Origin of the sequence: Qipengyuania psychrotolerans (assembly GCF_019711355.1) — a bacterium.
GTDB lineage: Bacteria > Pseudomonadota > Alphaproteobacteria > Sphingomonadales > Sphingomonadaceae > Qipengyuania > Qipengyuania psychrotolerans.
Genome location: NZ_CP081297.1, coordinates 549,430 through 575,672 on the forward strand (window position 1 = coordinate 549,430; position 26,243 = coordinate 575,672).

Below are 26,243 nucleotides of genomic sequence, written 5' to 3' on the forward strand. Positions count from 1 at the left end.
GGGGCTGGCGCTGCAAGGGGCCGGCCACAAACTCTTATGAGCAATCAGCCTGTCGCGGCGATCGAGTAAACTGGAGACCGAATGGCCGATCTGGCACGCTTGAACGATATTATCGAACCCGAAGCCAAAGCGCTCGGATTCGAACTTGTGCGCGTAAAGATGGTGCAGTCTGAAGCCGGTGATGGCGGACAGGCCCTTCAGATCATGGCAGAAGACCCGGCAACCGGACAGCTGGTGATCGAACAATGCGCCGCGCTTTCGCGCCGTGTTTCGGAACGCCTCGATGCGCTCGAAGAAGAAGGCACTGTGCTCGTTCCCGGTGCCTATCATCTCGAAGTTTCCAGCCCCGGCATTGATCGCCCGCTTACCCGGGCCAAGGACTTTGCCAATTGGGCAGGGCACGAAGCCAAGATCTCCCTGACCGAGAAAGTCCACGGGCACCGCAATCTTCGCGGCCCCATCGTTGGCCTCGACGATGACGACATGGTCACTGTCGACGATAACAAAGCCGGAGAGCTTTCCTTTCCGCGCAACCTGATCCATTCGGCCAAGCTGGTTCTCACCGACGAGCTTATCGCCGCAACTCAACCCCTCGATGCCGATGGCGCCGAGGAAGTCCTAGAAGACACCGAAGAAAAGGCAGACGACTGATGGCCAGTGCCATTTCCGCCAACAAGGCTGAACTCCTCGCAATCGCCAATGCGGTTGCAACGGAAAAAATGATCGACAAATCCATCGTGATCGAAGCGATGGAAGAGGCGATCCAGAAGTCTGCCCGTAACCGTTATGGTGCGGAAAACGATATTCGTGCCAAGCTCGACCCGCAGACCGGCGATCTTCGCCTGTGGCGCGTCGTGGAAGTCGTCGAGGAAGTCGAAGACTATTTCAAGCAGGTCGATCTGAAGGCTGCGCAGAAGCTCGAGAAGGACGCCAAGATTGGCGACTTCATCGTCGATCCGCTGCCGCCGGTCGACCTTGGCCGCATCGACGCGCAAAGCGCTAAGCAGGTGATCTTCCAGAAGGTCCGCGATGCCGAGCGTGAGCGTCAGTTCGAAGAATTCAAGGACCGCGCTGGCGAAGTCATCACTGGCGTCATCAAGTCGGTCGAATTCGGCCACGTGATCGTCAACCTCGGCCGCGCCGAGGGCGTCATCCGCCGCGATCAGCAGATCCCGCGTGAAGCAGCCCGAGTGGGCGAGCGTGTCCGCGCGCTGATCACCAAGGTGGAGCGCAACAATCGCGGTCCGCAGATTTTCCTCAGCCGTGCGCACCCCGACTTCATGCGCAAGCTGTTCGCGCAGGAAGTGCCGGAAATTTACGACGGCATTATCGAAATCAAGGCTGCTGCCCGTGACCCGGGTAGCCGCGCCAAGATCGGCGTAATCAGCCACGACAGCAGCATTGACCCGGTCGGTGCCTGTGTCGGTATGAAGGGTAGCCGTGTCCAGGCTGTCGTGCAGGAATTGCAGGGCGAAAAGATCGACATCATCCCGTGGAGCGATGACGGCGCAACCTTCATCGTGAACGCGCTTCAGCCCGCAACGGTCAGCCGCGTTGTCCTCGACGAAGAAGATGGCCGCATCGAAGTGGTCGTCCCAGACGACCAGCTCTCGCTCGCCATCGGTCGCCGCGGCCAGAACGTGCGCCTCGCCAGCCAGCTGACGGGCAACCAGATCGATATCATGACCGAGGAGGAAGCCTCGGAGAAGCGCCAGAAGGAATTCGCCGAGCGTTCGAACACGTTCGAAAGCGAACTGGACGTCGATGAAACGCTTTCGCAGCTGCTGGTTGCCGAAGGTTTCGCCGATCTCGAAGAAGTTGCCTATGTCGAGCTGGCCGAACTCGCCAGCATCGAAGGCTTCGACGAAGACCTCGCTGAAGAACTCCAGAACCGCGCCAAGGAAGCGCTCGACCGTCAGGAAGCCGGGCACCGTGAAGTGCGCCGCGAACTGGGTGTCGAAGACGCGCTTGCCGAATTGCCTCACCTGAGTGAAGCGATGCTGGTCACGCTGGGCAAGGCCGGCATCAAGACGCTCGACGATCTTGCCGACCTTGCGACCGACGAACTGATTGCCAAGAAGCGCGAAGCACCGCGCCGCCGGAACAACAATCCCGACGGCCCGCCGATGCGCAGCGATCGTCCGCAGCGCGAGCAGGACAAGGGCGGCGTTCTGGGCGAATTCGGCCTGACTGAAGAGCAGGGCAACGAAATCATCATGGCTGCCCGCGCGCATTGGTTCGAAGACGAAGAGGAAGCTCCGGCAGCCGCCGAGACGACCGACACGCAGGAGGCCGCCGATGCGGACTCCACCCAATGAGAGCCTGACGTCCGACATCGCTGAAGTCTCGCGGCCCCGTAAACCGGAGCCCGAGAGGCGCTGCATTCTTTCGGGAGACACCGGTCCACGCGCTGCGCTGGTCCGTCTCGCCGTCTCGCCGTCCGGACTTGTCCTGCCCGATGCGCAGGAAAAGGCGCCGGGCAGAGGCGCCTGGGTAACGAGCGAGCGCGCCCTCATCGAGGAGGCGCTGGCCAACGGTAAGCTCAAGGGCGCGCTGTCACGCGCGTTCAAAACGAGTGATCTGGAAATTCCAGCGAACTTGCCGGAAAAGATCCAGGACGCTTTGACCAGGGTATTTCTTGACCGCCTGGGTCTCGAAATGCGCGTCGGAGCGCTTATGTTAGGGACGCAGCGCATCGCCGAAACGGCACGGAGCGGGGGCGTTGCGCTCCTGCTTCACGCCAGCGATTCCAGCGAAGACGGGCGCAAGAAGCTCGATCAGGCCTGGCGCGTCGGCAGTGAAGCGGAAGGTTCCGGAATGCGTGGGTGGATACTCCCACTGGACCGTGACGCACTGTCTGTGGCATTGGGCCGCGACAATGTCGTCCATCTGGCGCTGGCCGGCGATGCCGCGGCCGCAAGGGTTCTCAAGCCCTTGGTGCGCCTCATGCATTACCTCGGGCACGATATCCCGACCGACAATGGGCGCACGATGCCGCGCGCCGATGACGATTTGAACGATACGAAGAAGAGAAACGAGCAAGAATGAGCGACGACGAAAAGAAACCTGCCCGTAAACCGCTGACCCTCAAGGGTGCTCAGCCGGGCGAGGTCAAGCAAACCTTCAGCCACGGCCGCACCAATAAGGTTGCGGTCGAGGTGAAGCGCCGCCGTAAGCTCGTAAAGCCGGGCGAAACGCCGCCGCCTCCGCCGCCGGCACCTGTGCCTGAACCGGTTGCCGAACCGGCTCCTGCACCCGCGCCTGTGGCCAAGAAGGCTGCGCCCAAGAAGCCTTCTCCGGCTGCCGAAACTCCGCAGGAACGTGTCGCTCGTCTCCAGCGCGAAGCCGAGGAAGCTCGTCTGAAGCTCGCCGAAGATGCGCGTAAGCGCGACGATGCAGCCGCCAAGAAGGCTGCCATCGACGAAAAACAGCGCGCCGAAGATAACCGCAAGGCCGAAGAAAAGGCCGAGAAGAAGGCTGAAGAAGAAGCCAAGCCAGCACCTGTTGAAGAAGCGCCCGCGGAACCGGTCGCTGAGGCACCCGCTGACGTAGCAGCTCCGGCTCCGGCCGGTCGCAAGTTCACGCCGGTCAAGCGTCCCGAGATCAAGAAGCCGGAACGCAAGAAAAAAGAAGAAAAGCCCGCTCGTACCGTCGAGCAACCGGACAAGCGCCGTGCTGGCAAGCTGACGGTCAACAAGGCCTTGAACGAAGACGAAGGTCGCCGTGCACGCAGCCTCGCCGCCCTTAAGCGGGCGCGCGAAAAGGAACGCCGCATGCAGGGCGGTGGCTCCAGCAAGCCGCGCGAAAAGCAGGTTCGCGACGTTATCGTCCCCGAAGCGATCACGGTTGGCGAATTGGCCAAGCGTATGGGCGAGAAGGGCGCAGACCTCGTCAAGGAACTCTTCAATCTCGACATGATGGTCACCGTCAACCAGACGATCGACCAGGACACTGCAGAGCTGCTGGTCGACCAGTTCGGTCACAACATCGAACGCGTGTCCGAAGCTGATGTCGACATCGACACAGCGGAAGATCAAGATCCGGAAGAAACGCTCAAGCCGCGTCCTCCGGTCGTGACGATCATGGGCCATGTCGACCACGGCAAGACCAGCCTGCTGGATGCGCTGCGCGGCACGAATGTGACCCGCGGCGAAGCTGGCGGTATCACGCAGCATATCGGCAGCTACCAGGTCACGACGAAGGACGGTCAGAAGATCACCTTCCTCGATACGCCTGGCCACGCCGCCTTTACCGAAATGCGTCAGCGCGGCGCGAACGTGACCGATATCGTGGTACTCGTCGTGGCCGCCGATGACGGCATCATGCCGCAGACGATCGAGGCCATCAACCACACCAAGGCTGCCGGTGTCCCGATGATCGTTGCGATCAACAAGATGGACAAGCCGGAAGCCAATCCGGACAATATCCGCACCCGCTTGCTCGAACACGAGGTGATCGTGGAATCGATGTCGGGCGATGTGCAGGATGTGGAAATCTCCGCCAAGGAGAAGACCAATCTGGACGAGCTACTCGAGAAAATCGCTCTACAGGCCGAATTGCTTGAACTGAAAGCACGCCCCGATCGCATGGCCGAGGCAAGAGTGATCGAGGCACAACTCGACAAGGGCCGCGGCCCGGTTGCAACTGTGCTCATCACGCGCGGTACATTGAAGCGCGGCGATACCTTCGTGGTTGGCACCCAGAGCGGCCGCGTCCGCGCGATCGTCAACGACCAAGGCAAGCAGATCAAGGAAGCCGGCCCCGCGATGCCGGTCGAAGTTCTGGGTCTGGGCGGCGTTCCCAGGGCAGGCGATGTGCTGGCCGTTGTCGAAAACGAACAGCGCGCCCGCGAAGTCGCTCAGTATCGCCAGGAAAAGGCGACCGAAAAGCGCACTGCGCTGGCACCGACCAATTTCGATACGATGTTCAACAACATTGCGTCCGACGTGGTCGAATTCCCTGTCGTGGTGAAGGCCGATGTTCAGGGTTCGGTGGAAGCGATCAATACCGCGCTCCACAACCTTTCGAATGATCTCATCAAGGTGCGCGTGCTTCACGCCGGCGTTGGCGCGATCACTGAAAGCGACGTTTCGCTGGCTGCGGCATCGGGTGCGCCGATCATCGGCTTCAATGTTCGTCCGAACGCCAAGGCGCGCGAACTGGTGAAGCGTGACGGCGTCGAGATGAAATATTACGACGTCATCTATCACCTGACCGAAGAGATCGCGAAGGAAATGGCTGGCGAGCTTGGTCCGGAGCGGATCGAACACGTCGTGGGCCGTGCTGCCGTCAAGGATGTGTTCCGTTCGGGCAAGAAGGACAAGGCCGCGGGTCTGCTGGTCGAAGAAGGCGTTATCCGCAAGGGGCTGCACGCACGCCTCACGCGCGACGACGTCATTGTCTCGGCCACGACCATCGCCTCGCTGCGCCGCTTCAAGGACGATGTGGACGAAGTCCGCACCGGTCTGGAATGCGGTGTGGTCCTCGCCGACACGAACGACATCAAACCGGGCGACCAGCTTGAAGTGTTCGAAATTGAGGAACGTGAAAGGACTTTGTGATGTCCCCATTCTTGATGATTGCAGCGGGACTTCAGTTGGCGGTCATGATCTATGTCTTGATCGTGTTCTCTGGAATGGCTCGCAACATCGCCAAGCAAAGCGAAAGCATGGAGCGAATTGCCAGAGCCTTGGAGCGTGATCGCACGCTGTGAGCCTAGTCACGAATAAACGACCACATAACGAAGGCGCCGCCCATGCCGATCTCATGGGCGTCGCTTTCGAAAGCTTCGATGCGGAGCGTGAGGAAATCACGCTCCGTTTCATTGCGCCCGACAGCTTCATCACCCCGCGCGGCAGCGTGCAGGGTGGATTGGTCGCCGGGTTTCTCGACGAGGTGATGGGGTGGGCGCATGTCTGGGCGACCGACCACGCAGAAGCACCGCTGAACCTGGAAATCTCGCTGACTTTGCTGCGGCCCGTCTTGGCCGGGCCCTTGGTCGGTAAAGGACGGGTCATCCGCCGAGGAAGACGCGTTATTTTTCTCGAAGGCGAATTGTTCGACGAGCTTGGAAACCTGCTCGCGCGCTCGACCAGCACTGCAATTCCCACACCGCGCCCCACAGGAGAAGCCTGATGGCCCGTAACGATTCCACTCGCGAACAACAGTCCGTCCGCGTCCTCAAGGTGGGCGAGCGTGTCCGGCATATCCTGTCGGAACTGCTCGCGCGCGGCGAGGCGCATGACGATGTGCTGCGCGCTTCGAATATCGCGGTAACGGAGGTTCGGATGACGCCGGACCTTCGCAACGCCAAGGCCTATGTGAAGCCGCTACTCGGTCAGGACGAAGAGGCGGTATTGAAGGCGCTGCGCACGAATACTGCTTTCTTCCAGAAGGAAGTCGCCAAACGCCTCGGCCTGAAATTCGCGCCCAAGCTTGCCTTCAAACCCGATGAAAGCTTCGACGAAGCCGACCGGATCGAGCAGCTGCTCTCCGACCCCAAGGTCGCGCGCGACCTCGGGGACGACGAGTAGCCTTTAGGCCGTAGCACCTGGCATCGTGTAGCCGACCGGCGCATCCGGACCGAGCGGGATGCCGAGATAGAACCAGAGCACGATCAGGATCGTGCCCGATACCAGCAGCCATACCGAATAGGGCAGCATCATCGCGGTGAGGCTGCCGAGACCGAAATCCTTCTTCCAGCGCTGCGCGAAGACAAGGATCAGCGGGAAATAGACCATCAGCGGCGTGATGATGTTGGTGGCACTGTCACCGACGCGGTAGGCCGCCGTGGCGCCTTCCGGGCTGATGCCCAGCAGCATGAGCATCGGTACGAGGATCGGCGCCAGGAGCGCCCATTTCGCGCTGGCCGATCCCACGAACAGGTTGAGCAGTGCCGTGAACAGCACCATCAGGCCCAGCACCAATGGCAGGGGCAATCCGGTGGACTCGATCCCTGCTGCTCCGTGTACGGCGGTGATCAGGCCAAGATTGGACCAACCGAACATCGCCACGAAGTGCGCCGCGGCAAAGGCAAGGACGAGGTAATATCCCATGTCCTTCATGCTTTCGGCCATCATGTCGACGAGGTCGCGGTGGCTCTTGATTGCGCCTGTCGCCCGGCCATAGGCCCACCCTGTAAGCAGGAAGAGCAGGAAAAACGCCGCTACCAGCGATTGGTAGAACGGGCGAAGCTGCGCGTGGATGGAACAATCGCTCGCCGGAACAGCTTCGCAGGCCGCTTCGTCGATCAGCGGAGTGCCCGGTGCAAATACCATGAGCGCCCAAAGGCCGACCACCAACAATGCGGCCAAGCCTGCATGACGCAGTCCCTTGGCGGCCAGTGGGCCAGTTTCGCCCGCTGGATCGGGACTGAGATCTTCGCCGCCGGCAGCAGCCGAAGCGCCGCCGGTCCAGGTCCCCAGGCGCGGTTCGATGATCTTGTCCGTGACGAACCAGATGATCGGCAGGAAGACGAGGGTCATCGCACTGATGAAATACCAATTGCCCGCGATATTCGCGGTCCAGACAGGATCGAGCGCGCTGGCACCCACTGCTTCTTCCGTGATGCCGAACAGCAAGGCGTCGAGCTGGCCAGGGGAGATATTGGCGGAGAAGCCGCCGGACACGCCGGCAAAGGCCGCTGCAATACCTGCAAGCGGGTGACGTCCGGCAGCGGCGAACAGAATGCCCGCCAGCGGGATCAGGACGACATAACCGGCATCGGCTGCATGGTTGCCGAGCATCGCGACCAGCGCGACGACCGGGGTCAGCAATGCCTTGGGAGCGCTTTTGACCGCGGAGGCCATTCCGGCCGCAAAGAAGCCCGAACGTTCAGCGACGCCTGCGCCAAGCATCACCACCAGCACGTAGCCGAGCGGGTGGAAGTGCGTGAAAGTCTTGGGCATTTCGACCCATAGCCGCTGGATGTTTTCTGCCGACAACAGGCTGACCGCATCGATTTGCATCGCGGCGCCAGTGCTCTGATCGACTTCGGTGGGATGCAGCGCGGATACGCCAGCCATGGCGGAGATGATCGAAACAACGACCAATGCGATGATCAGGTAGAAAAAGATGAAGACCGGATCGGGCAATTTGTTGCCCGTACGTTCGACCCATCCAAGAATGCCGCCGTTCTGTGCCGGTGCTGTTTCAGCCTGTGCCATCGCTTTGCAACTCTCCCTTTGTCGCCGCGCTCGCTATCTTCCCCAGCAAGCACTGTCGCTGCGCTTAACAGGTCATGCGCTTAGAGGTAGGAGGCGTTGATGGCCAAGCTCTATTTCTATTATGCCAGTATGAACGCGGGAAAAAGTTCCACTCTCCTGCAAACGGCATTCAATTACGGCGAGCGCGGCATGCGCGTATCGCTGTGGACCGCAGCGCTTGATGATCGTGCCGGGTTTGGCGCCATATCGAGCCGGATCGGGCTGGCGAGCGATGCCAACCGGTTTGAGCGAGATACCGATATCGCCGGTCACGTTCTGGCCGAGCACTCGGAAACCCCGCTGGCCTGCGTGCTGGTGGACGAGGCGCAGTTCCTGACCAGTCAGCAGGTCTGGCAACTCGCCAAGCTGGCGGATGAAGCGGGCATTCCGGTGCTCTGCTACGGGCTGAGGACTGACTTTCAGGGCGAACTGTTCCCCGGTTCTGCGACCCTGCTGGGTATTGCGGACAAGCTGGTCGAGATGAAGGCGGTGTGCGACTGCGGCCGCAAGGCCACGATGAACCTGCGTGTCGATGAAAGCGGCAAGGCCGTGAGAGAGGGTGCCCAGACCGAAATCGGGGGCAATGACCGCTACGTGGCCATGTGCCGCAAGCATTTCTCTGCCGCATTGGCGCAATAGGGATGCAAGGGCCCTCCCGGCTACCTATCTAGCGAAAATGACAGAAACTCTCGCTCTCGCGGTCATCCTGATACCTTGCCTTGTTATCGCAATCGTCTTTCATGAGGTGGCGCATGGCTGGGTGGCGCTCATGCTCGGGGACACTACCGCCCGCGATTTGGGGCGGCTCACACTGAACCCGATAAAGCATGTTGACCCGGTGGGAACGCTGTTGGTGCCGGGGGCCCTTGCCCTGATGGGCGGGCCGATTTTCGGCTGGGCCAAGCCGGTACCGGTCAATGCGCGCAGGCTGAATAACCCGCGCTACGGTATGATGGCCGTGGCCGCAGCGGGGCCGGGGACGAATATCCTGCTCGCTTTTATCGGCGCAGTGCTGGTCGGCCTTGCGTCCGGCCTGGCCATGAATTGGGGCACCCAGCTGCCGGAATTCGCAATGACAGCCTTTGGCGCGTTCATCCTCATCAACGCGTTCCTCGCCTTCTTCAACCTGTTGCCGATACCGCCATTCGACGGCTCCCATATCGTCGGCGGCTTGTTGCCGAGGCGCTGGGCGAAGCAATGGCAGCAACTGCAGGCGCTGGGCATGTTGCTCTTGGTCGTGCTGATTGCGGCCACCTGGGCATTCCCGAACGCCCGCTGGATCGAGAACACGATCCTGCCGCCGGTGACATGGATGAGCGGGTTGTTCTTCTCAGTGGCCGACGGCATCGCAGGTTTCGTTTCCTGATGGACGACAAGAAGCCTGCACCGCACGGTTGGCTCGTGCTCGACAAGCCGCGCGGGCTAGGGTCGACGCAGGCCGTGGGCATGGTGAAGCGCGTGCTGCGCCAGGGCGGCTATGCCAAGACCAAGGTCGGGCACGGCGGTACGCTGGACCCATTGGCAGAAGGCGTGCTCCCCATTGCGCTGGGAGAAGCGACCAAGCTGGCGGGGCGTATGCTGGATGCGAGCAAGATCTATGATTTCACGATACAGTTCGGCGAGGAAACCGACACGCTCGATACCGAAGGCGAGGTGACTCAGCACAGTGACCGGCGGCCACCGATGGCGGCCATCGCTGGCGTGCTCGAACATTTCACCGGCCTGATAGAGCAGATCCCGCCCAAGTACTCGGCGCTCAAGATCGACGGCAAGCGCGCCTACGATCTGGCGCGTGCAGGGGAAGAGGTCGAGATGAAGACCCGCGAGGTTACGGTCCATTCCCTCGAAATGCAGGGCAATCGCTTAGATCCCGAGCTTCGTTCGGCTTTCCAGACAACTTCGGGCCGTCCGGACCCCTACGACCCCGGGGCGCCGCTCGAGCTGGCCGATGCCGTAACGCTGACCGCTCATGTCTCCAAGGGCACCTATATCCGGTCTCTTGCACGGGACATCGCACGCGCGCTTGGAACCTTCGGTCACGTTACCTATCTCAGGCGTATCAAGGCCGGTCCGTTCCATCAGGATCACGCGATTTCACTGGACAAGCTAGAGGAAATCGCTAAGGGCGCGCGTCTTGAACACCTACTCCTGCCGCTAGAGGCGGGGCTGGACGACATCCCGGCTCTATCCCTCGATCCCGACAGCGCGCAGGCGGTCCGCCAGGGCCGGGTACTGTCGGACATGCCCCAAACCGACGGGCTCTATTTCGCGAAGCTGGGTGACACTCCGCTCGCGCTGATGGAACTCACCGGAGGGACGGCGAAAGTCGTCCGGGGTTTTAACTTACCGGATGTCGCGGAGTAAAAATGCATGACGATTACCGCTGAGAAGAAGCAAGAAGTTATCAAGGACAACGCACAGACCGAGGGCGACACCGGTTCCCCCGAAGTCCAGGTTGCGATCCTGACCGAACGTATCCGCAACCTGACGGATCACTTCAAAGCCAATCACAAAGACAACCACTCGCGTCGCGGCCTTCTGATGATGGTCAACAAGCGTCGTAATCTGCTCGCCTATCTCAAGAAGATTGATGTCGAGCGTTACAACGCCCTGATCGCGAAGCTGGGTCTTCGTAAATAAGAGTTTCAGAGGGGCGGCCAAAAGGTCGCCCTTCTTTCTATCCGGCGTCTGCGCAATTCGGCGCAGGTGACCGGCATCGGGGCAGATATACGCCCCACCGGACCGGGACGATACACCCGGAAAAGTAGGCCCCGCACCGCAATATGGCCGCGCGGGTTCATAAGGAAAATACATGTTCGATAAGAAAACCGTATCGCTGGAGTGGGGCGGCAAAACCCTCACCCTCGAAACCGGTCAGATCGCCCGTCAAGCTGACGGCGCCGTACTGGCCACCTATGGCGAAACCGTGGTGCTGTGCGCCGTGACCGCCGCCAAGAGTGTTCGCGAAGGCCAGGACTTCTTCCCGCTGACCGTCCACTACCAGGAAAAATTCTCGTCCGCGGGCCGTATCCCGGGCGGCTTCTTCAAGCGCGAAGGCCGCGCCACGGAGAAGGAAACGCTGACCAGCCGCCTCATCGACCGTCCGGTGCGCCCGCTGTTCCCCGAAGGTTTCTACAACGAAATCAACGTAATCTGCCAGGTCCTGTCGTATGACGGCGAAACCGAACCCGATATCGTCGCCATGGTTGCAGCATCTGCTGCCCTGACCATTTCCGGTCTGCCCTTCATGGGTCCGATCGGCGCAGCGCGTGTCGGCTTCTCGAACGATGGCGAATACATCCTCAACCCGAGCATCAACGATGCCCTGGGTGAAGATGGCCGTCTCGACCTCGTCGTGGCCGCAACGCAAGACGCGGTGATGATGGTTGAATCGGAAGCCAAGGAGCTGACCGAAGAAGAAATGCTCGGCGCCGTCTTGTTTGCACACGAAGAAAGCCGCAAGGTCATCGGTGCGATCATCGATCTCGCTGAACAGGCTGCCAAGGAACCTTGGGAAGTCGATACTTCGGACGATACCTCGGCAATCAAGGAAAAGCTTCGCGGCATCGTAGGTGACGACATCGCTGCTGCTTACAAGCTGACCGACAAGTCGGCCCGTTCGGACGCGCTCAACCTGGCACGTGCCAAGGCCAAGGAAGCTTTCGCTGACGAAGAAGGCCAGACGCAGATGGTCGCCAACAAGGCGGTCAAGAAGCTGGAAGCTGAAATCGTTCGCGGTGCCATCCTCAAGGACGGCCAGCGTATCGACGGCCGTAAGCTGGATCAGGTTCGCTCGATCGAAGCCATGGTCGGCCTTCTGCCCCGTACCCACGGTTCGGCGCTGTTTACCCGCGGTGAAACGCAGGCGATCTGCACCACTACGCTGGGCACCAAGGACGCAGAACAGATGATCGACGGCCTCGAAGGCCTGTCGTACAATCACTTCATGCTGCACTATAACTTCCCGCCGTATTCGGTCGGTGAAGTTGGCCGTTTCGGCTTCACCAGCCGCCGCGAAACCGGTCACGGTAAGCTGGCATGGCGCGCGCTGCACCCGGTGCTGCCCGCCCATGAAGACTTCCCGTACACCATCCGCATCCTGTCGGACATCACCGAGTCCAACGGCTCGTCCTCGATGGCGACTGTCTGCGGTGGCTGTCTGTCCATGATGGACGCCGGCGTTCCGATCGAACGTCCGGTTTCGGGTATTGCCATGGGCCTCATCCTTGAAGGTGATGACTTCGCGGTTCTGTCGGACATCCTTGGTGACGAAGATCACCTCGGCGACATGGACTTCAAGGTTGCCGGTTCGGAAAAGGGCATCACCTCGCTTCAGATGGACATCAAGGTCGCCGGCATCACGCAGGAGATCATGAAGACCGCACTGGCGCAGGCCAGCGAAGGCCGTGCACACATCCTGGGTGAAATGACCAAGGCGCTTTCGGGCGCTCGCGGTGAAGTGTCCAAGCATGCTCCGCGTATCGAAACGATGCAGATCGACAAGTCGAAGATCCGTGACATCATCGGTACCGGCGGCAAGGTCATCCGCGAAATCGTCGCGGAAACCGGTGCGAAGGTCGACATCGACGACGAAGGCGTGATCAAGATCAGCTCCTCGAACGCCGACGAAATCGCCGCAGCACGTGCATGGATCGAAGGCATTGTGGAAGAAGCCGAAGTCGGCAAGGTCTACAACGGCAAGGTCGTGAACATCGTCGACTTCGGCGCATTCGTGAACTTCATGGGCGGCAAGGACGGTCTCGTCCACGTGTCCGAAATGAAGAACGAGCGCGTAGAAAAGCCGACCGACGTCGTGTCGGAAGGCCAGGAAGTTAAGGTCAAGGTTCTCGAAATCGACCAGCGCGGCAAGGTGCGCCTGTCGATGCGCGTCGTCGACCAGGAAACTGGCGAAGAACTCGAAGACACCCGTCCGCCGCGCGAAAGCAAGCCGCGCGGTGACCGCGGTGACCGTGGCCCACGTGGCGGCGGCGGCGGCGGTGATCGCCGCGGTGGCCGCGGCCCGCGTGGCGGCGGTGATCGTGGTCCGCGCCGTGAAGGCGGCGGAAACACGGACGGGGGCGGTGAAGCCCACGTTCCGGATTTCCTCAAGGACTGATCTGGCTTTAGCCAACTGATAGAGGGGCCGAGGGAGTAATCCCTTGGCCCCTTTTTCGTATGCCAATCGCATGTGCTACTATGCACCCAAGGCGAAATTCGCAGCACAACGCGCGAGTCGCCGTAGCACGACAATTCTAAACCGGTGTCGCTGGGTCGCTTAACCTCAAGAGGGAGAGTGAAGATGAGCGAAGAGATCGATATGGCCAAGGTTGAAGAACTGGCCGGTAAGGTGATTGGCGACGTTGCCGGGGCGCTCAGCCTCTACATGGCCTACTTGGGCGATCAGACCGGCGTGTTCGAAGCGCTGGACGAAATGGGGCGCGTATCTGTGGCCCAGCTTGCCGAGCACACGGGCATGAATGAAAAATACCTGCACCAATGGCTTGGTTCGGTCAGCGCGGCCGGATACGTCAATTTCCACGCGGAAGACGAAACCTTTTCGATCAGTCCGGAACAGGCACTGATCTTCACACGCGAGGGCCAACCAGCCTGCATGCAGGGGTTCATCCAAGCCGTCGTTTCGCAATACGAAAGCCACGAAAAGGCAGTCAAAACCTTCAAGAGCGGCGAAGGACGCCCCTGGAGCGACCAGAGCGAATGCTGTTTCTGCGGCACTGACAGGTTCTTCCGTCCCGGCTACGCGGCAAGCCTGACCAGTGAATGGATTCCCGCCCTTGATGGCGTGGAAGACAAGCTGAGGTCAGGCGCCAAGATTGCAGATATCGGCTGCGGCCACGGTTCCTCGGCGATCCTGATGGCGGAAGCCTATCCCAATTCGACGGTTTACGGCTTCGATTTCCACGAGCCCTCCATCGAGGAAGCGCGGCGCAAGGCAAAGGCCGCCGGGGTAGAAAACGTCCAGTTTCAAGTTGCCAGCGCGCAGAATTATCCGGGTGACGACTATGATTTCGCCTGCATTTTCGATGCGCTGCACGATATGGGCGATCCGGTCGGTGCTGCGGGACATATCTGCGAGACCTTGAAGGATGATGGCACCTTCATGCTGGTCGAACCCATGGCCGGAGATAGCATGGTGGAAAACATGCATCCGCTGGGCCAGATCTTCTACGCATTCTCGACCACCGTGTGCACACCTGCATCTCTGGCGCAGGACGTTGGTCTGGGGCTGGGCGCACAAGCGGGCCAGAAACGCCTGACCGAGGTTCTGAACGAGGCCGGCTTCGGCAATGTGCGCCGCGCTTCGGAGACACCCACGAATATGGTGCTGGAGGTGACGGCTTAACTATCCCGGCGCGCTGATTGCGGCTATCGAACGGCCTGAAAAGGAATTTTGATGGTGGACAATCAGGCTGGCGATGTGCCGCGCAAGCGCAGCAAGAGCCGCGCGCCCTTTTCTCTGGGCGGTGAAGAAGTGCCGGCAGGTACAAGCAAGACGATCGACCTGCCGATCAGCCGCCTCTCCACGCGTACCGAAATCACCATGCCCGTGCGCGTTCTGCATGGTGCAAAGCCCGGACCTACCCTGTTCGTAAGCGCGGCTGTCCACGGCAACGAAATCGTTGGCGTGGAGATGATACGCCGATTGCTGAAAGTCATCTCGATCAAGCGGCTGGCGGGCACGTTGCTGTGTATCCCGGTGGTCAATGCCTATGGCTTCACATCGCATAGCCGTTACCTGCCGGACGGGCGCGATCTCAACCGCGTATTCCCCGGCACTCCGAAAGGTTCGCTGGCATCGCAGCTCGCGCAGGTTTTCACCGAGGAGATCATCAAGCGAAGCGATTACGGGATCGACCTACATTCGGCAGGTATGAACCGCGAAAACCTGCCCCAGATTCGCTATAGCCCGGGTAACGAGCAAGCGTCCGAATTGGCAGATATTTTCGGTGCGCCGGCGATCATTACTTCCCCTCTCAGGCCCGGGTCCCTCCGGCAAACGGCGGACGAGAACAATTGCACGATGCTGCTCATGGAATCGGGCGAAGCGCTGCGATTTGACGAATATGCCATCCGGGTTGGCGTGAGGGGTATATTGCGGGTGATGGCGCATCTCGGCATGGGCGTGCGCAAGCAGCCGCCACCGGTCGCGTCGGGCCTGCGGTGTGACAGCAGCAGGTGGGTACGGGCAGAACAAGGCGGTATTTTCCGCTCAATTCGCAATACGGGCACGATGGTTCTGGAAGGGGAACAGATCGGCTATATCAGTGATCCGTTCGGCGATTACGATACCGCGGTGCTGGCCTCGCTGACGGGTGTGATCATCGGACGCAGCGTGATGCCGGTCGTGAACCAGGGCGATGCCCTGATGCACATCGCGCGCGTCAGGGTGCCCGGTACCGCTGACGCACGCCTTTCGGCCATTGAAGAAGCCGCCTATGACGACCCGCTGTTTGACGAAGACGAGATAATGTAATGCTGCCCCGCGAAACCATAGACACCGCACAAATACCGAACGGCGAGGAATTAACCCTCATCAGCCACGGTCGCGATTTCATCATCATGCTCGGCCGCGACGAGCTGATGGGAACACGAATGCAGTTCAGCGAGGAACAGCTCGCGGAATTGACGATTGCGGAACTGGAAGAGCCTGCGCCAAACATCCTCATCGGTGGCTACGGCATGGGCTTCACTTATCGGTCAGCCCTTCGGCACCTGCCTGAAAATGGGCGCGTCGTGGTAGCGGAGGTCGTGCCGGAAATCCTCGAGTGGGCTGAAGGTCCTCTTGCCGAACTGACCGGAGACACCCTCAAAGATCCACGCGGCGAGATCGTTATCTGCGACGTTGCGGCGCTGATCGATGATGCCAATGACGGCACCTGTGCCAAGTGGGACGCGATCCTGCTCGACGTGGACAATGGTCCGGACGGCATCGTGCGCGACGGCAATCAACGGCTCTATTCCACCACCGGCCTAGGCAAGGCGCGTGACGCGCTGAAACCGGGCGGGGTGCTGGCTGTATGGTCGGCGGCACCCGACCACCGTTTTTCGAAACGTTTGAAAGAGGCCGGCTATGTCGTGGACGAGCGGATCGTTCGCGCTCGGCCCAACAACAAGGGTCCGCGTCATAGTATCTGGTTCGCCCGCAAACGCTGACTGGCCGGGGCCTCAGGCAACCGCAGTGAGCGGCGTGTTGTCCGAACGGAATTCCGTGAGCGCAAGGCTGCGATTGCGGCCCGCTTCCTTTGCCGCGTAAAGCGCTTGGTCGGCACGCTTCATGGCACACGAAAGAGTGTCGGTCGGCGCAATCGCGGTAAGTCCGGCACTGGCGGTAACAGTATGTTGCAGTTCCGGGACCTCTACGCGCACGGCCTGCGTCATCCGCCGCCGCGCTGCCTCGGCCTTGCTCTGCCAATCATCGCTATAGATGAGCAGGATGAACTCCTCCCCGCCAAGCCGTGCGACAAACAGGTCGTCGCCCTTGAGTGACTGCGCCAGTGCGACAAGCACGCGGTCGCCCATGTCATGGCCGAAACTGTCGTTGATCCGCTTGAAGTGATCGCAATCGATGAGGGCAATGCCGGCCGGACGGTCACGTCCATTGCGTTCGAAATGCTGCTCGAGACCGCGGCGGTTTGCGATGTTGGTCAACGGATCGGTCTGCGTCATCTGTTCAGCGGCCATCACGCTGGCCACCGCGCGGTCGCGTTCCTGCTTGATCTGCAGAAAACCGTCCGCGAAGCCGGTCGCTGTAACGATGAAGTCGAGCACCAGGCCGACTATCACGATGTACGGCCAATATGGGAGGCTGTCGCGCGTCAGGAACTCATAGCTGAACGCTACGAAGCCGATCGCGATCAAGGGCATCCAGGCCACGGCCTGATACCGGGCAACGCGGCTGCCTGCGCGAAGCGCGACGTATAGTCCGACGGCCAGCAGGTACGTGACTACAAGGAGCAGGAGGTCATGCATCTGGTGAGCGGCCGGGAAATAGCTGCCAATCCAGGTTGCCGCAGCAGCCAGTACGCCAAGTATGAAAATCCAGCCCAGGTGCCTGCGAAAACGCCCCAGCCTGATGCGTGGTTCGATATAGGTTGCCAGGAATGGCCCGGTACACGCCGCCCCCAGGGCGAGTGCGACTTCACCGATGATAAGGCGGGTTTCCAGCGGCAGGACTGTGTCCGGCAAGCCCATGGGCAGGACCATCACCGCCATGACCGCGAAGCACAGTACGCGCGCCGCGGTCCACAGCAGGTACTTGCTGCGGACACGCGGGTAAAGCGCGACGGCCGCGATGCCGAAAACGCCTGCTATCCCGATAAATGCGCCCAGAAAGACGCTCGCCCAATCCATGATTTTTCCGGTCTCTGCCTCTTGATTTCAACAAATGTTGTAATCGCATGGACAAATGACAGGTTGGTCAACCGATATGGTAACTACGGAGGAAAGATATCGCCAGGAATGGCGGAAATTTACCGTTTTTGACAAGTCGGGAGCGTTTAGAAGTTCGCTCCCGACCGGTGCCAAATCGTCTTAGCGGACGCGAGGGCCGCCAAATGGAAGGGGCGGAGGGGGACGGCGCGCACCGCGGGGTAGCTGTGCCTGATAAGCCCGGCCGCAATGTTCGACGCAATAGGGGAAGCCGGGGTTCACGGCGGTGCCGCAGAAATGGAAATCCGGTTCGCCCGGGTGACCCATCGGCCAGCGGCAGACCTTGTCCGACAGGTCGAGCAGGCTGGTCTTGTCCGCAATCGACGGATCGGGCTTGGCCGGGACAAGGCGGCGCGGCGGCGCCGGCGGAATGGGCGGCTGCTGGTCGCCGGGTCCCTGCCGCAGGAAGCCGCCCGGACCGACCGATACAATCTTCGGCAGGTCGGCGTTCTTGTTTGGCATCGGCTGCGACGGCGAATTGTCTGACCGGGCAGCAGGTGCGGCCGGTTTTGCCACAGGTGCAGGGGCTGGTGCCGGCGCGGGCCTTGCCGCCACTACGCGCGGTGCCGCCTTCTTGGGCGCGGGCTTCGGAGCGGGCGCAGCAGGTTTGACAGTCTTTTTCTTCTCGCCAGCCTTAACGGGCGAGGGGCGCGATTTCAGGCCAAGACGGTGCGCCTTGCCGATAACTGCGTTGCGGCTGACCCCGCCGAGTTCTTCGGCGATCTGGCTGGCGGTCGAGCCGCCTTCCCACATTTTCTTCAGCGTCGCGATCCGTTCGTCGGTCCAGCTCATACCTATTCCGTATTCCTTACATGGCCCGGCGCGGCTTGCCAGCCGGGATGCTTGGCCCTAGGCGCACGCCTATGGCCGATCAAGTCCAACCCGCTTCTTCCGACATGCCGAATGGCGATGCCTCCTTCACTGAAGAGAGTGCCGGAAAAAAAGGTCGTTTCCCCGAACGCGGTCAGCCGGTCATCACCGGGATCAACCGCGTGGGTCTGTGGAGTCTCTATATTAAGGAGGTTCGCCGGTTTCTCAAGGTCCAGACGCAGACGATTTGGGCTCCAGGCGTCTCAACCTTTCTCTTTCTGGTGATTTTCACCGTCGCATTGGGCCGCGAGGGCCGAGAAGTGCTGGGCGTAAATTTCGCCACCTTCGTTGCACCGGGCCTGATCGTGATGGGCATGATGCAAAATGCGTTTGCCAATTCCAGCTTCTCTCTGCTGTCGGGCAAGATCCAGGGCACGATCATCGACTTGCTCATGCCGCCGCTTTCCGAAGGCGAGTTGATGGGCGGTATCGTGGCCGCTGCCGTGACGCGGGCGATTTTCGTGGGCGGCGCCGTCGCACTTGCAATGGCCCTGTATCCGGGCGTCGAGTTGGGCATTGCGCATTGGTGGGCGGTAATATGGTTCGGCCTGATGGGCGCGACGATGCTGGCATTGCTCGGCCTTCTTGCATCGATCTGGTCGGAAAAATTCGACCACAATGCTGCTGTCAGCAATTTCGTGATTGCACCGCTCAGCCTGCTGTCGGGTACTTTCTACCTGATCGACAACCTGGCTCCGGCATTCCAGGCAATCAGCCGGGTAAATCCGTTTTTCTATGTGATCAGCGGCTTCCGATTCGGGTTCCTCGGACAAAGCGATATCGGTGATACCAACGCGGCTCTCGTAAACAGCGCGATCGGACTTGGCGTATTCAATCTGGTCCTGGCATTCATCGTTTACCGGGTGCTGAAGTCAGGATGGAAAATCCGCAGCTAGCCTGCGGGCTTTTGGCGAACTGTGGCCTGCCGAGCGCTGCTTGAGCTTTGCCAACTCGGAATACGCGGCTAGGCCGATTGCATGAGTGAGCAGACGCTCCTTCTCGTGGGCGCGGGCCACGCACATCTCGGTGCCATCGACGACGTCCGGCAAAATGGTGCGCCATGTAGCCGAATTGTCCTGATCGAACCGCGCGAGGCCATGCACTATTCCGGCATGGTCCCCGGATGGCTGGCGGGGGAGTACCGCGCCAGCGAGGCGATGATCCCGCTGCAGCCGTTGGTTGAGCAATGCGGCCTCGAATGGCACAAGGCCGCAGCGACCGGGATCGACGCAGCAAACCGCGTCATTCACCTCGATACCGGCGAAGAACTGAACTTCGACATCTGTTCCATCGCCATCGGCGGCTCTGGCCGAGCGGCCCGAATTTTGGGCAGGGATGACCGCCTGCTCGACATCAGGCCCATCGACCGCTTCGTCGACAAATGGCGGGACTTGCGTGACGGCGACGCACCGCCGCGCAGGATTGTGGTTGTTGGCGGAGGTGCCGGCGGCGTCGAACTTGCTTTCGGTTTCGCCAATGCGCCGCTTGACCGGCCGTCAAAGGTCCTCATCGTCACGGGGAAGGGCGGCTTGTTGCCTGACCACGAACCAGCAGTGCGCCGCAAAACGAGGCGCGAATTAAAAGCGCAGGGCGTCACTATCCTCGAGGAAGATGCCCGGATCGAGGCTGGAGAGTTAAGAGCCGCTGAAAGATCGCTGGAACCGCTCGATCTGATTGTAGCAGCAATCGGCAGCGCCGCCGCCGAGTGGCCAAAAGCGAGCGGACTGCCAGTCGACCAGCAGGGTTTCATCGAGGTCGACGAACACCAGCGCGTGCTAGGCCTCCCCCACGTATTCGCCGCGGGTGATACGGCCAGTAGGATGGACCGGGACCTGCCGCATTCCGGTGTTCATGCCGTTTACGCCGGACCGGTGCTCGCCCGGAACTTGAGAGCGGCGCTGGCCGGAAAGCCGGTACGAGGCACCTATTTGGGGCGCGGCATGAACTTCTACCTGCTGAATACATGCCGCGGCGAGGCGATCCTCAGCTATGGACCATTCGCCCTCAAGGGGCGCTGGCTTCGCAGGCTCAAGGACTGGCTCGACCGGCGGTGGATCGACCGGTTTAGTCGTTGAGGCGCAGTTCGATAGCCTCGGACAGCTTCCTTAGACGCGCAGCGTTATAGCCAAGGTCCGACAGACCAACCCGGCTGACCGAACGCAGATCGATCTCGCCATCTCCCACGCGCGCCACCACGTCGTCTTTGAACCCGAACAGGAATGTCTCTGCGACGCCTTCGACGCGGCCGCCCTCGACATCGCTGGTCACGTCTTTGAGGCCGATGTCTTCCATCGCCAGCGCAACGGCAACCATCGCGTCGCTCTGCTCGCCGGAATAGGGGATCGAGGCGAGGTCTGGATAGCTGGCGGCGATCACATCGGCATGGGACTGCGTGGCCAGATCTTCGCCTGCCAATGATTCCTTCCAGGGCTCAAGCTCGCCAAGAGGTGTCCCGTAATCATTGAGCGCATTCGCCTGGAGCTGCGCCCGTTTTTCCATCGTCCACGAGGTAAACTCTGGCGGATCAAGTACGTCGGTCGCCACATCATGAATGGGCGGCACGCTTTCGGCCGTCGAGCGGACGTTTGCAAGGCCAGCCATCAGGGCTGCCGGAATTGCCAGTGCGATAACCGGTTTCCACCACTCGCCGCGTGGTCCCTTCCAGAGGACCACGACAAGCGCGATCACGGCGACGAGTGCGACAATCCCGATCAGGATCGGCCCCCAGGCCGTCACCATCATGCCGAGTGCGAAACGCCAGTCGATCATTCCGAATTTGGGTCCGAAGACTGCTGCGACAAACCATAAAACAAGTGCCAGCGCCAACCACAGCGCGATCCTAGGTAGCTTCGCAATCATCGGAAATTCTCCCTTATCCGCGGCCACGATAGGACGAGACGCCCTGATCGGGAAGCCACAAGGCTTCGGGCGGGGCACCGCTCTGCCAGAATACGTCAATCGGGATGCCGCCGCGCGGATACCAGTATCCGCCAATTCGCAGCCATTTGGGCTTCATTTCATCGAACAGGCGCTGACCGATGCCGACCGTAACATCTTCGTGGAAGCCGTCGTGATTGCGGAACGAGCCGAGGAAAAGCTTCAGGCTCTTCGATTCGACTATTGTCTCGCCTGGAGCATAGTCGATCACGAGATGCGCAAAGTCCGGCTGACCGGTTACCGGGCATAGAGACGTGAACTCGGGCGCGGCAAACCGCACGAGGTATAAAGCGCCCGCGCGCGGATTGGGCACGTAGTCGAGTTCGGCCTCTTCCGGAGAGGATGGGAGGCGGCTGTTCTCGCCGAGGAATTTGGGTGTCGGTGTGTCGCTCATGCCGCGCATCTGCCGTGAATGGCACTTCGGCGCAAGGCAGGGCTTGGAAGCGGCGTCTTCACCGCCTATTCAGCGCGCCTCCCCGACCAGATCGACCTGCCCCATGATTCCGCGTATTTCTCTTCCCCTCGTTGCACTCGTCCTGTCTGCGCCCGCAACCCTTGCGGCGCAGAGCGCGCAGGATTTCCAGCTTCCGCCTGCACCCACTCCGACGCCGAGCGCGAATGTTCAGGGTCCCACCGATGTAGAGGGCGGAGCTGTCCCTGTACGGCCGCGCGCAATACCGACCGAAACGCCGACCCCGACCGCAACGGTTGCGCCGACTCCGGTGCCTACAATCACACCGTCCCCAATTTTCGAGGCGGAGCCGTCGCCGAATCCGGCTGCCCGCACCGCGCCTGCCCCCGCGCGGGGATCGGCAGCGGCAACCGCTCCGATCCGCGATTCGGGACCGGCCCCATCGCCTGAGCAGGGCGCACCAGCATCACTGCCGGCCGAAGATGGCGTTCAACCTACTGCGACAGTGCCGCCGATTGAACCAATTGCTCCCGGCGATCCCGAGGTTGCAGGCGAAGCACCGGCTCCGGCTAATGACTTCTCCCTTTGGATTGCCGGCGCTCTTGGCTTGCTTGCCGCTCTTGGCGCGCTGTTCTTCTTTTGGCGCCGAAGCCGGACGAATGCCGAGCCGCCGAAAATCGAACGACCGACAGTTGCGCGCCGCGAGGAAGCTCCCGCAACGCCCGTCGCAGCCGGCGCGGATCGCGGGGTTCGGATCAGTGCGGACGCCATCAAGCTGACACGCTCGTTTGCGAACGCGACCCTCGATTACCGTGTGACGCTGATCAACCGGACGACCGCCGCGTTAAGCGGTGTTTCCCTGGCGGCGGACATGGTTTCAGCGCACGGCGATCTGCCCATGGAGCAACAGGTTGCAACAGCGGACCAGGCGCTCGAGCAGCGCCACATGTTCGACCGCATCGCACCGGGACAAAGCGTAAGGTACGAGGGCAAGATTATCCTTCCGCTCGGGCAGGCGCGTGTCATCCGGCAGGGTCAACTGGCCTTGCTGGTGCCGCTGCTCCGCCTGAAGCTCGAAGGAGCCGGTGACGAGGCAATCATCCGCACCTTCGTGGTGGGTCAGGGCACTGGCGACGGCGGCCGCGTCGCACCGTTCCGGCTCGACGAGGGTCCGCGTACCTGGTCGCCCATTGCTGCCCGCGCGCTCGACTGACATCGACACCGGCGAACCTCCGCGCTAGCACACGGGGATGGACAAACTGGTTTCGACCGAATGGGTTGCCGCCCGCATCGGCGCAGACGATCTCGTCATTCTCGATGCAACCATGCATTTGCCCGAGAGCGGGCGCGATGCAGCCGCAGAGTATGAAGAACGACACCTGCCCGGTGCCCGCTTCCTGGACCTGGCAAGCTTTGTGGACGCCGGATCCAAGGTTCCCAAGGCGATACCGACGCCTGAACAATTTGCCGAACGCATGGCTGCGCTTGGTATTGCGCGAGGCAGCAGGATTGTCCTCTACGATGACAGCCAGATCAGAAGCGCCGCCCGCGCATGGTTCTTGTTCGATCATGCGGGCGAGCCGAATGTGGCCATCATGGATGGCGGCCTTGCGAAATGGCAGTCGGAAGGGCGCGCGCTGGATACTGGCAACGCTGGCGTCTCGCCGCGCGGCTACCCGGAACCGCATATGCGCCGCGAAGTGCGGGACAAGCAGGCCATGCTCGCCAACATCGATGCAGCGGACATGCAGGTCATCGACGCCCGCGACGCAGCGCGGTTCGCGGGTGAGGAGGGTAGCGGCTCCGAAGGGCACATTCCTGGTGCAGCAAATGTCCCGTTCGGGATGCTGCTCAAGGAAGATGGCACATACCGTCCGGCAGAAGAAATCCGCGCTACGTTCGAGGCTGCGGGCGTCGATCTGGATCGGCCAATCGTCACCAGCTGCAATAGCGGCATGACCGCATGCGTCCTGTTGTTCGGGCTGGAATTGGCAGGTGCACAAAACGTAGCGCTCTATGATGGCAGCTGGCTGGATTGGGGTGCTGATCCTGCGACGCCGAAGGAAAGCGGAGGGGCGCGCTGATCATGGCGGGGGGCAAGGACAAGCAGGTCGGCGATGGTACGCGGCTGGTCACCACAGGCCGCAGGGGTGACTTCGCTGATACGGTGGTCAATCCGCCCGTCTGGCGAGCGAGCACGCATCTTTACCCTGATTGCGCCACATTGCGGGCAGGCACCAAGGCCAACGAAGACGGTGCATTCTTCTATGGCCGCCGCGGTGCGCCGACGCAGTGGGCGCTTTGCGATGCCCTGACGGAACTGGAGCCGGGAGCTGCAGGCACTGTCCTGTATCCCAGCGGACTGGCGGCAATCGTTGGCGCCCTCATGGCAGTGTTGAAGGCAGGGGATGTGCTGCTTGTTGCCGACAACGCCTATGACCCGACCCGCAACACGGCCATGGGTCTGCTGAAACGCTACGGCGTCGAGCACCGGTTTTTCGATCCGCTCGATCTCGGTAGCTTTGCCGACGTGTTTTGCGAGAAGACCAAGGCAGTGATGCTGGAAAACCCCGGCAGCCTGACCATGGAAATGTGCGATATTCCCGCGCTGGCGAAGATTGCCAGAGATCACGGCGCGGTGAGCCTTGTGGACAATACCTGGGCGACTTCGCTCGGTTTTCATGCGCTTGAGCATGGGTGCGACATCACGATTACCGCGCTGACCAAGCATATCGGCGGGCATTCAGACCTGATGATGGGCGCGGCCAGCGCTGGCGAGCGGTGGTATCGCCGACTGCGCCTCACCGCCCAGCAGCTCGGCCACGTGGTTTCACCGGACGATGCCGCTCTCGCCCTGCGCGGCCTCAGGACGATGGGGGTACGCCTGCAGCGCGAAACGGCGAGCGCGCTTGCCACTGCCCGGTGGCTGGATGCACGGGACGATGTTGCACACGTCCTTTACCCCGTTCTGCCGGGCTCGCCTGGGCATACCCTGTGGCAGCGAGACTTCACCGGAGGGTGCGGCCTGTTCAGCTTCGTGCTCAGAAACCGCGATGACGCGGCGCGCTGCCGATTGATCGATGCGCTCGACCTGTTCGGCATCGGATACAGCTGGGGCGGGTTTGAAAGCCTGGCGCTGCCATTCGATGTTCCCGGAGTGCGCCAGAAGATGGATTGGCCCAAAAAGGGCTGGGGGCTTGGCGATGACTGCGGAATTCGCCTATCGATTGGTCTGGAAGACGCAGATGACCTGATCGCGGACCTCGAATCCGCATTTGCCGTCATGGATGAAGGATAAACGTGCAGGGCGAAACTCCACCCGCAAGCGGCGATGCCGCACAGGTTGAACCGGTCGAACAGGCATGGTCGCTGGCCGAGCCTGCTCCAGAAGAGGCTGCGGTTGCAGCGTCCGAGGGCATCAGGGAGGCCGTGAGCGAAAAAAGCGAGACCGTGGGGTCGATCGTCGACACGCTCGATTCCCTCGCGCTGAGTTTCGGCGACATGCGGGTGTCCGTGTTCGATGTGCTGATTGTCATCGTGATTCTGTTCGGCGTAATCGCCTTTGCGTGGTTCTCCAGCAAACTGTCGCGCCGCATGGTTCGGCGCGTTCATCGCCTCGACGATACGCAGCAATTGCTGGTCGAGAAGATCATCACGATCGCGATCTGGGCAGCGGCATTCTTTCTCGGCATTGATTTGCTGGGGATCGACCTGACGGCATTGGCAGTATTCTCCGGCGCCTTCGGTCTTGCCATCGGTTTCGGTCTGCAAAAGACGTTCGGTAACCTGATTGCCGGGATCATCCTGTTGATGGACAAATCGATCAAGCCGGGCGACGTCATTGCTGTGACCGACATGGCGGGTAACGAAAGCTTCGGCCAAATCCGCAAGATCGGCGTGCGCGCAGTGTCCGTGACCACCCGTGACCAGCGCGAATACCTGATCCCGAACGAAAACCTGATGATCAACCAGGTCGAAAACTGGTCGTATTCATCGAAAAACGTCCGTGTGCAGGTGCCGGTTGGCGTAAGCTACGATTCCGACATGAAGCTGGCCGAAGAGCTGATGCTCGAAGCTGCGCGCGCCTGCGATCGCATCCTGAAGGCACCGCCTCCGACTGTCTGGATGAGCGAATATGGCGATAATTCCGTCAACTTCGTGATCCACTGCTGGATCAAGGACCCCGAAGACGGCGTCGGCAATATCCGCAGCATGGTCCTGAAAAAGCTGTGGTGGCTGTTCAAGGACAATGGCATCGAGATCCCGTTCCCGCAGCGCGATCTCCATATCCGGTCGAGCGACCAGCTCGACAAACTGCTCTCCATGATGGCCAAAGGCGGCGACCGCGCGCAGGTTACAAAAGAATAGATTGC

The 26,243-nt window shown here is 61.1% G+C and carries 26 protein-coding genes; 21 read left to right on the forward strand and 5 right to left on the reverse strand.

The annotated features are described in order from the left end of the window. The first annotated feature begins 81 nt into the window (after positions 1 to 81). Genes rimP through rbfA form a run of 7 tightly spaced genes read left to right on the forward strand, consistent with a single transcriptional unit; the run spans position 82 to position 6,533 of the window. Complete coding sequence (gene rimP / locus K3166_RS02635; protein WP_221423154.1) at positions 82 to 651, forward strand: ribosome maturation protein RimP; 570 nt, start codon at positions 82 to 84, stop codon at positions 649 to 651. Continuing rightward, positions 651 to 2,318: a transcription termination factor NusA gene (nusA, locus tag K3166_RS02640; RefSeq protein WP_221423155.1), complete on the forward strand. Its 1,668-nt coding sequence runs from the start codon at positions 651 to 653 to the stop codon at positions 2,316 to 2,318. Before rimP ends, nusA begins: the two co-directional genes overlap by 1 nt. Next, positions 2,299 to 3,048 carry a DUF448 domain-containing protein gene (locus tag K3166_RS02645; protein WP_221423156.1) on the forward strand — a complete coding sequence of 250 codons (750 nt, stop codon included), beginning with the start codon at positions 2,299 to 2,301 and terminating at the stop codon, positions 3,046 to 3,048. The genes nusA and K3166_RS02645 overlap by 20 nt, the downstream gene beginning before the upstream one ends. Further along, positions 3,045 to 5,561, forward strand: a complete 2,517-nt coding sequence (gene infB / locus K3166_RS02650) for a translation initiation factor IF-2 (protein WP_221423157.1) — start codon at positions 3,045 to 3,047, stop codon at positions 5,559 to 5,561. Before K3166_RS02645 ends, infB begins: the two co-directional genes overlap by 4 nt. Beyond that, on the forward strand, positions 5,561 to 5,713 hold the full coding sequence (locus K3166_RS02655) for a hypothetical protein (protein ID WP_221423158.1): 153 nt from the start codon (positions 5,561 to 5,563) through the stop codon (positions 5,711 to 5,713). Before infB ends, K3166_RS02655 begins: the two co-directional genes overlap by 1 nt. After that, positions 5,710 to 6,135 (forward strand): PaaI family thioesterase, encoded by a 426-nt coding sequence (locus K3166_RS02660; RefSeq protein ID WP_345719137.1) that lies wholly within the window; start codon positions 5,710 to 5,712, stop codon positions 6,133 to 6,135. Before K3166_RS02655 ends, K3166_RS02660 begins: the two co-directional genes overlap by 4 nt. Next, positions 6,135 to 6,533: a 30S ribosome-binding factor RbfA gene (gene rbfA, locus K3166_RS02665; RefSeq protein ID WP_221423159.1), complete on the forward strand. Its 399-nt coding sequence runs from the start codon at positions 6,135 to 6,137 to the stop codon at positions 6,531 to 6,533. Before K3166_RS02660 ends, rbfA begins: the two co-directional genes overlap by 1 nt. Before the next feature lie 3 nt (positions 6,534 to 6,536). On the opposite strand, the gene K3166_RS02670 is transcribed toward rbfA, so the two are convergent. Beyond that, positions 6,537 to 8,165 carry an AbgT family transporter gene (locus K3166_RS02670; RefSeq protein ID WP_221423160.1) on the reverse strand — a complete coding sequence of 543 codons (1,629 nt, stop codon included), beginning with the start codon at positions 8,163 to 8,165 and terminating at the stop codon, positions 6,537 to 6,539. A 99-nt stretch (positions 8,166 to 8,264) separates the two neighbouring features. Between K3166_RS02670 and K3166_RS02675 the strand changes: the two genes are divergently transcribed. From K3166_RS02675 to K3166_RS02710, 8 genes are all read left to right on the forward strand, one after another. Further along, entirely contained in the window at positions 8,265 to 8,843 is a 579-nt protein-coding gene (locus K3166_RS02675) for a thymidine kinase (RefSeq protein ID WP_221423161.1), read from the forward strand. A gap of 37 nt (positions 8,844 to 8,880) precedes the next feature. Continuing rightward, positions 8,881 to 9,570, forward strand: a complete 690-nt coding sequence (locus K3166_RS02680) for a site-2 protease family protein (RefSeq protein WP_221423162.1) — start codon at positions 8,881 to 8,883, stop codon at positions 9,568 to 9,570. Beyond that, positions 9,570 to 10,568, forward strand: coding sequence for a tRNA pseudouridine(55) synthase TruB (truB, locus tag K3166_RS02685; protein WP_221423163.1), 999 nt, complete (start codon positions 9,570 to 9,572; stop codon positions 10,566 to 10,568). Before K3166_RS02680 ends, truB begins: the two co-directional genes overlap by 1 nt. 6 nt (positions 10,569 to 10,574) lie before the next feature. Further along, a complete protein-coding gene (gene rpsO / locus K3166_RS02690; RefSeq protein WP_221423164.1) occupies positions 10,575 to 10,844 on the forward strand; it encodes a 30S ribosomal protein S15 in 270 nt (89 codons plus the stop codon). A 172-nt stretch (positions 10,845 to 11,016) separates the two neighbouring features. After that, entirely contained in the window at positions 11,017 to 13,320 is a 2,304-nt protein-coding gene (gene pnp / locus K3166_RS02695) for a polyribonucleotide nucleotidyltransferase (RefSeq protein WP_221423165.1), read from the forward strand. A gap of 183 nt (positions 13,321 to 13,503) precedes the next feature. Continuing rightward, positions 13,504 to 14,565 carry a class I SAM-dependent methyltransferase gene (locus K3166_RS02700; protein ID WP_221423166.1) on the forward strand — a complete coding sequence of 354 codons (1,062 nt, stop codon included), beginning with the start codon at positions 13,504 to 13,506 and terminating at the stop codon, positions 14,563 to 14,565. 51 nt (positions 14,566 to 14,616) lie between these two features. After that, positions 14,617 to 15,696 carry a succinylglutamate desuccinylase/aspartoacylase family protein gene (locus K3166_RS02705; RefSeq protein ID WP_221423167.1) on the forward strand — a complete coding sequence of 360 codons (1,080 nt, stop codon included), beginning with the start codon at positions 14,617 to 14,619 and terminating at the stop codon, positions 15,694 to 15,696. Further along, entirely contained in the window at positions 15,696 to 16,376 is a 681-nt protein-coding gene (locus K3166_RS02710) for a spermidine synthase family protein (RefSeq protein WP_221423168.1), read from the forward strand. Before K3166_RS02705 ends, K3166_RS02710 begins: the two co-directional genes overlap by 1 nt. A 12-nt stretch (positions 16,377 to 16,388) precedes the next feature. On the opposite strand, the gene K3166_RS02715 is transcribed toward K3166_RS02710, so the two are convergent. After that, positions 16,389 to 17,573 (reverse strand): GGDEF domain-containing protein, encoded by a 1,185-nt coding sequence (locus K3166_RS02715; protein ID WP_221423169.1) that lies wholly within the window; start codon positions 17,571 to 17,573, stop codon positions 16,389 to 16,391. Between the two features lie 180 nt (positions 17,574 to 17,753). Then, a complete protein-coding gene (locus K3166_RS02720; RefSeq protein ID WP_221423170.1) occupies positions 17,754 to 18,443 on the reverse strand; it encodes a GcrA family cell cycle regulator in 690 nt (229 codons plus the stop codon). A gap of 104 nt (positions 18,444 to 18,547) precedes the next feature. Here K3166_RS02720 and K3166_RS02725 point away from each other — a divergent pair, with 104 nt between their 5' ends. After that, positions 18,548 to 19,417 (forward strand): ABC transporter permease, encoded by an 870-nt coding sequence (locus K3166_RS02725; protein ID WP_221423931.1) that lies wholly within the window; start codon positions 18,548 to 18,550, stop codon positions 19,415 to 19,417. An 81-nt stretch (positions 19,418 to 19,498) separates the two neighbouring features. Then, entirely contained in the window at positions 19,499 to 20,596 is a 1,098-nt protein-coding gene (locus K3166_RS02730) for an NAD(P)/FAD-dependent oxidoreductase (RefSeq protein WP_221423171.1), read from the forward strand. On the opposite strand, the gene K3166_RS02735 is transcribed toward K3166_RS02730, so the two are convergent. Both K3166_RS02735 and queF read right to left on the reverse strand, forming a co-directional pair. Then, on the reverse strand, positions 20,586 to 21,380 hold the full coding sequence (locus K3166_RS02735) for a DUF1499 domain-containing protein (RefSeq protein WP_221423172.1): 795 nt from the start codon (positions 21,378 to 21,380) through the stop codon (positions 20,586 to 20,588). The two genes, K3166_RS02730 and K3166_RS02735, sit on opposite strands and share 11 nt — an antisense overlap. 13 nt (positions 21,381 to 21,393) lie before the next feature. Further along, positions 21,394 to 21,852 carry a preQ(1) synthase gene (queF, locus tag K3166_RS02740; RefSeq protein ID WP_221423173.1) on the reverse strand — a complete coding sequence of 153 codons (459 nt, stop codon included), beginning with the start codon at positions 21,850 to 21,852 and terminating at the stop codon, positions 21,394 to 21,396. A gap of 103 nt (positions 21,853 to 21,955) precedes the next feature. On the opposite strand from queF, the gene K3166_RS02745 reads away from it, so the two are divergent. Genes K3166_RS02745 through K3166_RS02760 form a run of 4 tightly spaced genes read left to right on the forward strand, consistent with a single transcriptional unit; the run spans position 21,956 to position 26,238 of the window. Continuing rightward, positions 21,956 to 23,083, forward strand: coding sequence for a hypothetical protein (locus K3166_RS02745; protein WP_221423174.1), 1,128 nt, complete (start codon positions 21,956 to 21,958; stop codon positions 23,081 to 23,083). A gap of 37 nt (positions 23,084 to 23,120) precedes the next feature. Beyond that, positions 23,121 to 23,954, forward strand: coding sequence for a sulfurtransferase (locus K3166_RS02750; protein WP_221423175.1), 834 nt, complete (start codon positions 23,121 to 23,123; stop codon positions 23,952 to 23,954). 2 nt (positions 23,955 to 23,956) lie between these two features. Next, complete coding sequence (gene metC / locus K3166_RS02755; protein WP_221423176.1) at positions 23,957 to 25,168, forward strand: cystathionine beta-lyase; 1,212 nt, start codon at positions 23,957 to 23,959, stop codon at positions 25,166 to 25,168. A 2-nt stretch (positions 25,169 to 25,170) separates the two neighbouring features. Beyond that, entirely contained in the window at positions 25,171 to 26,238 is a 1,068-nt protein-coding gene (locus tag K3166_RS02760; protein WP_221423177.1) for a mechanosensitive ion channel family protein, read from the forward strand. The last annotated feature ends 5 nt before the right edge of the window (positions 26,239 to 26,243 follow it).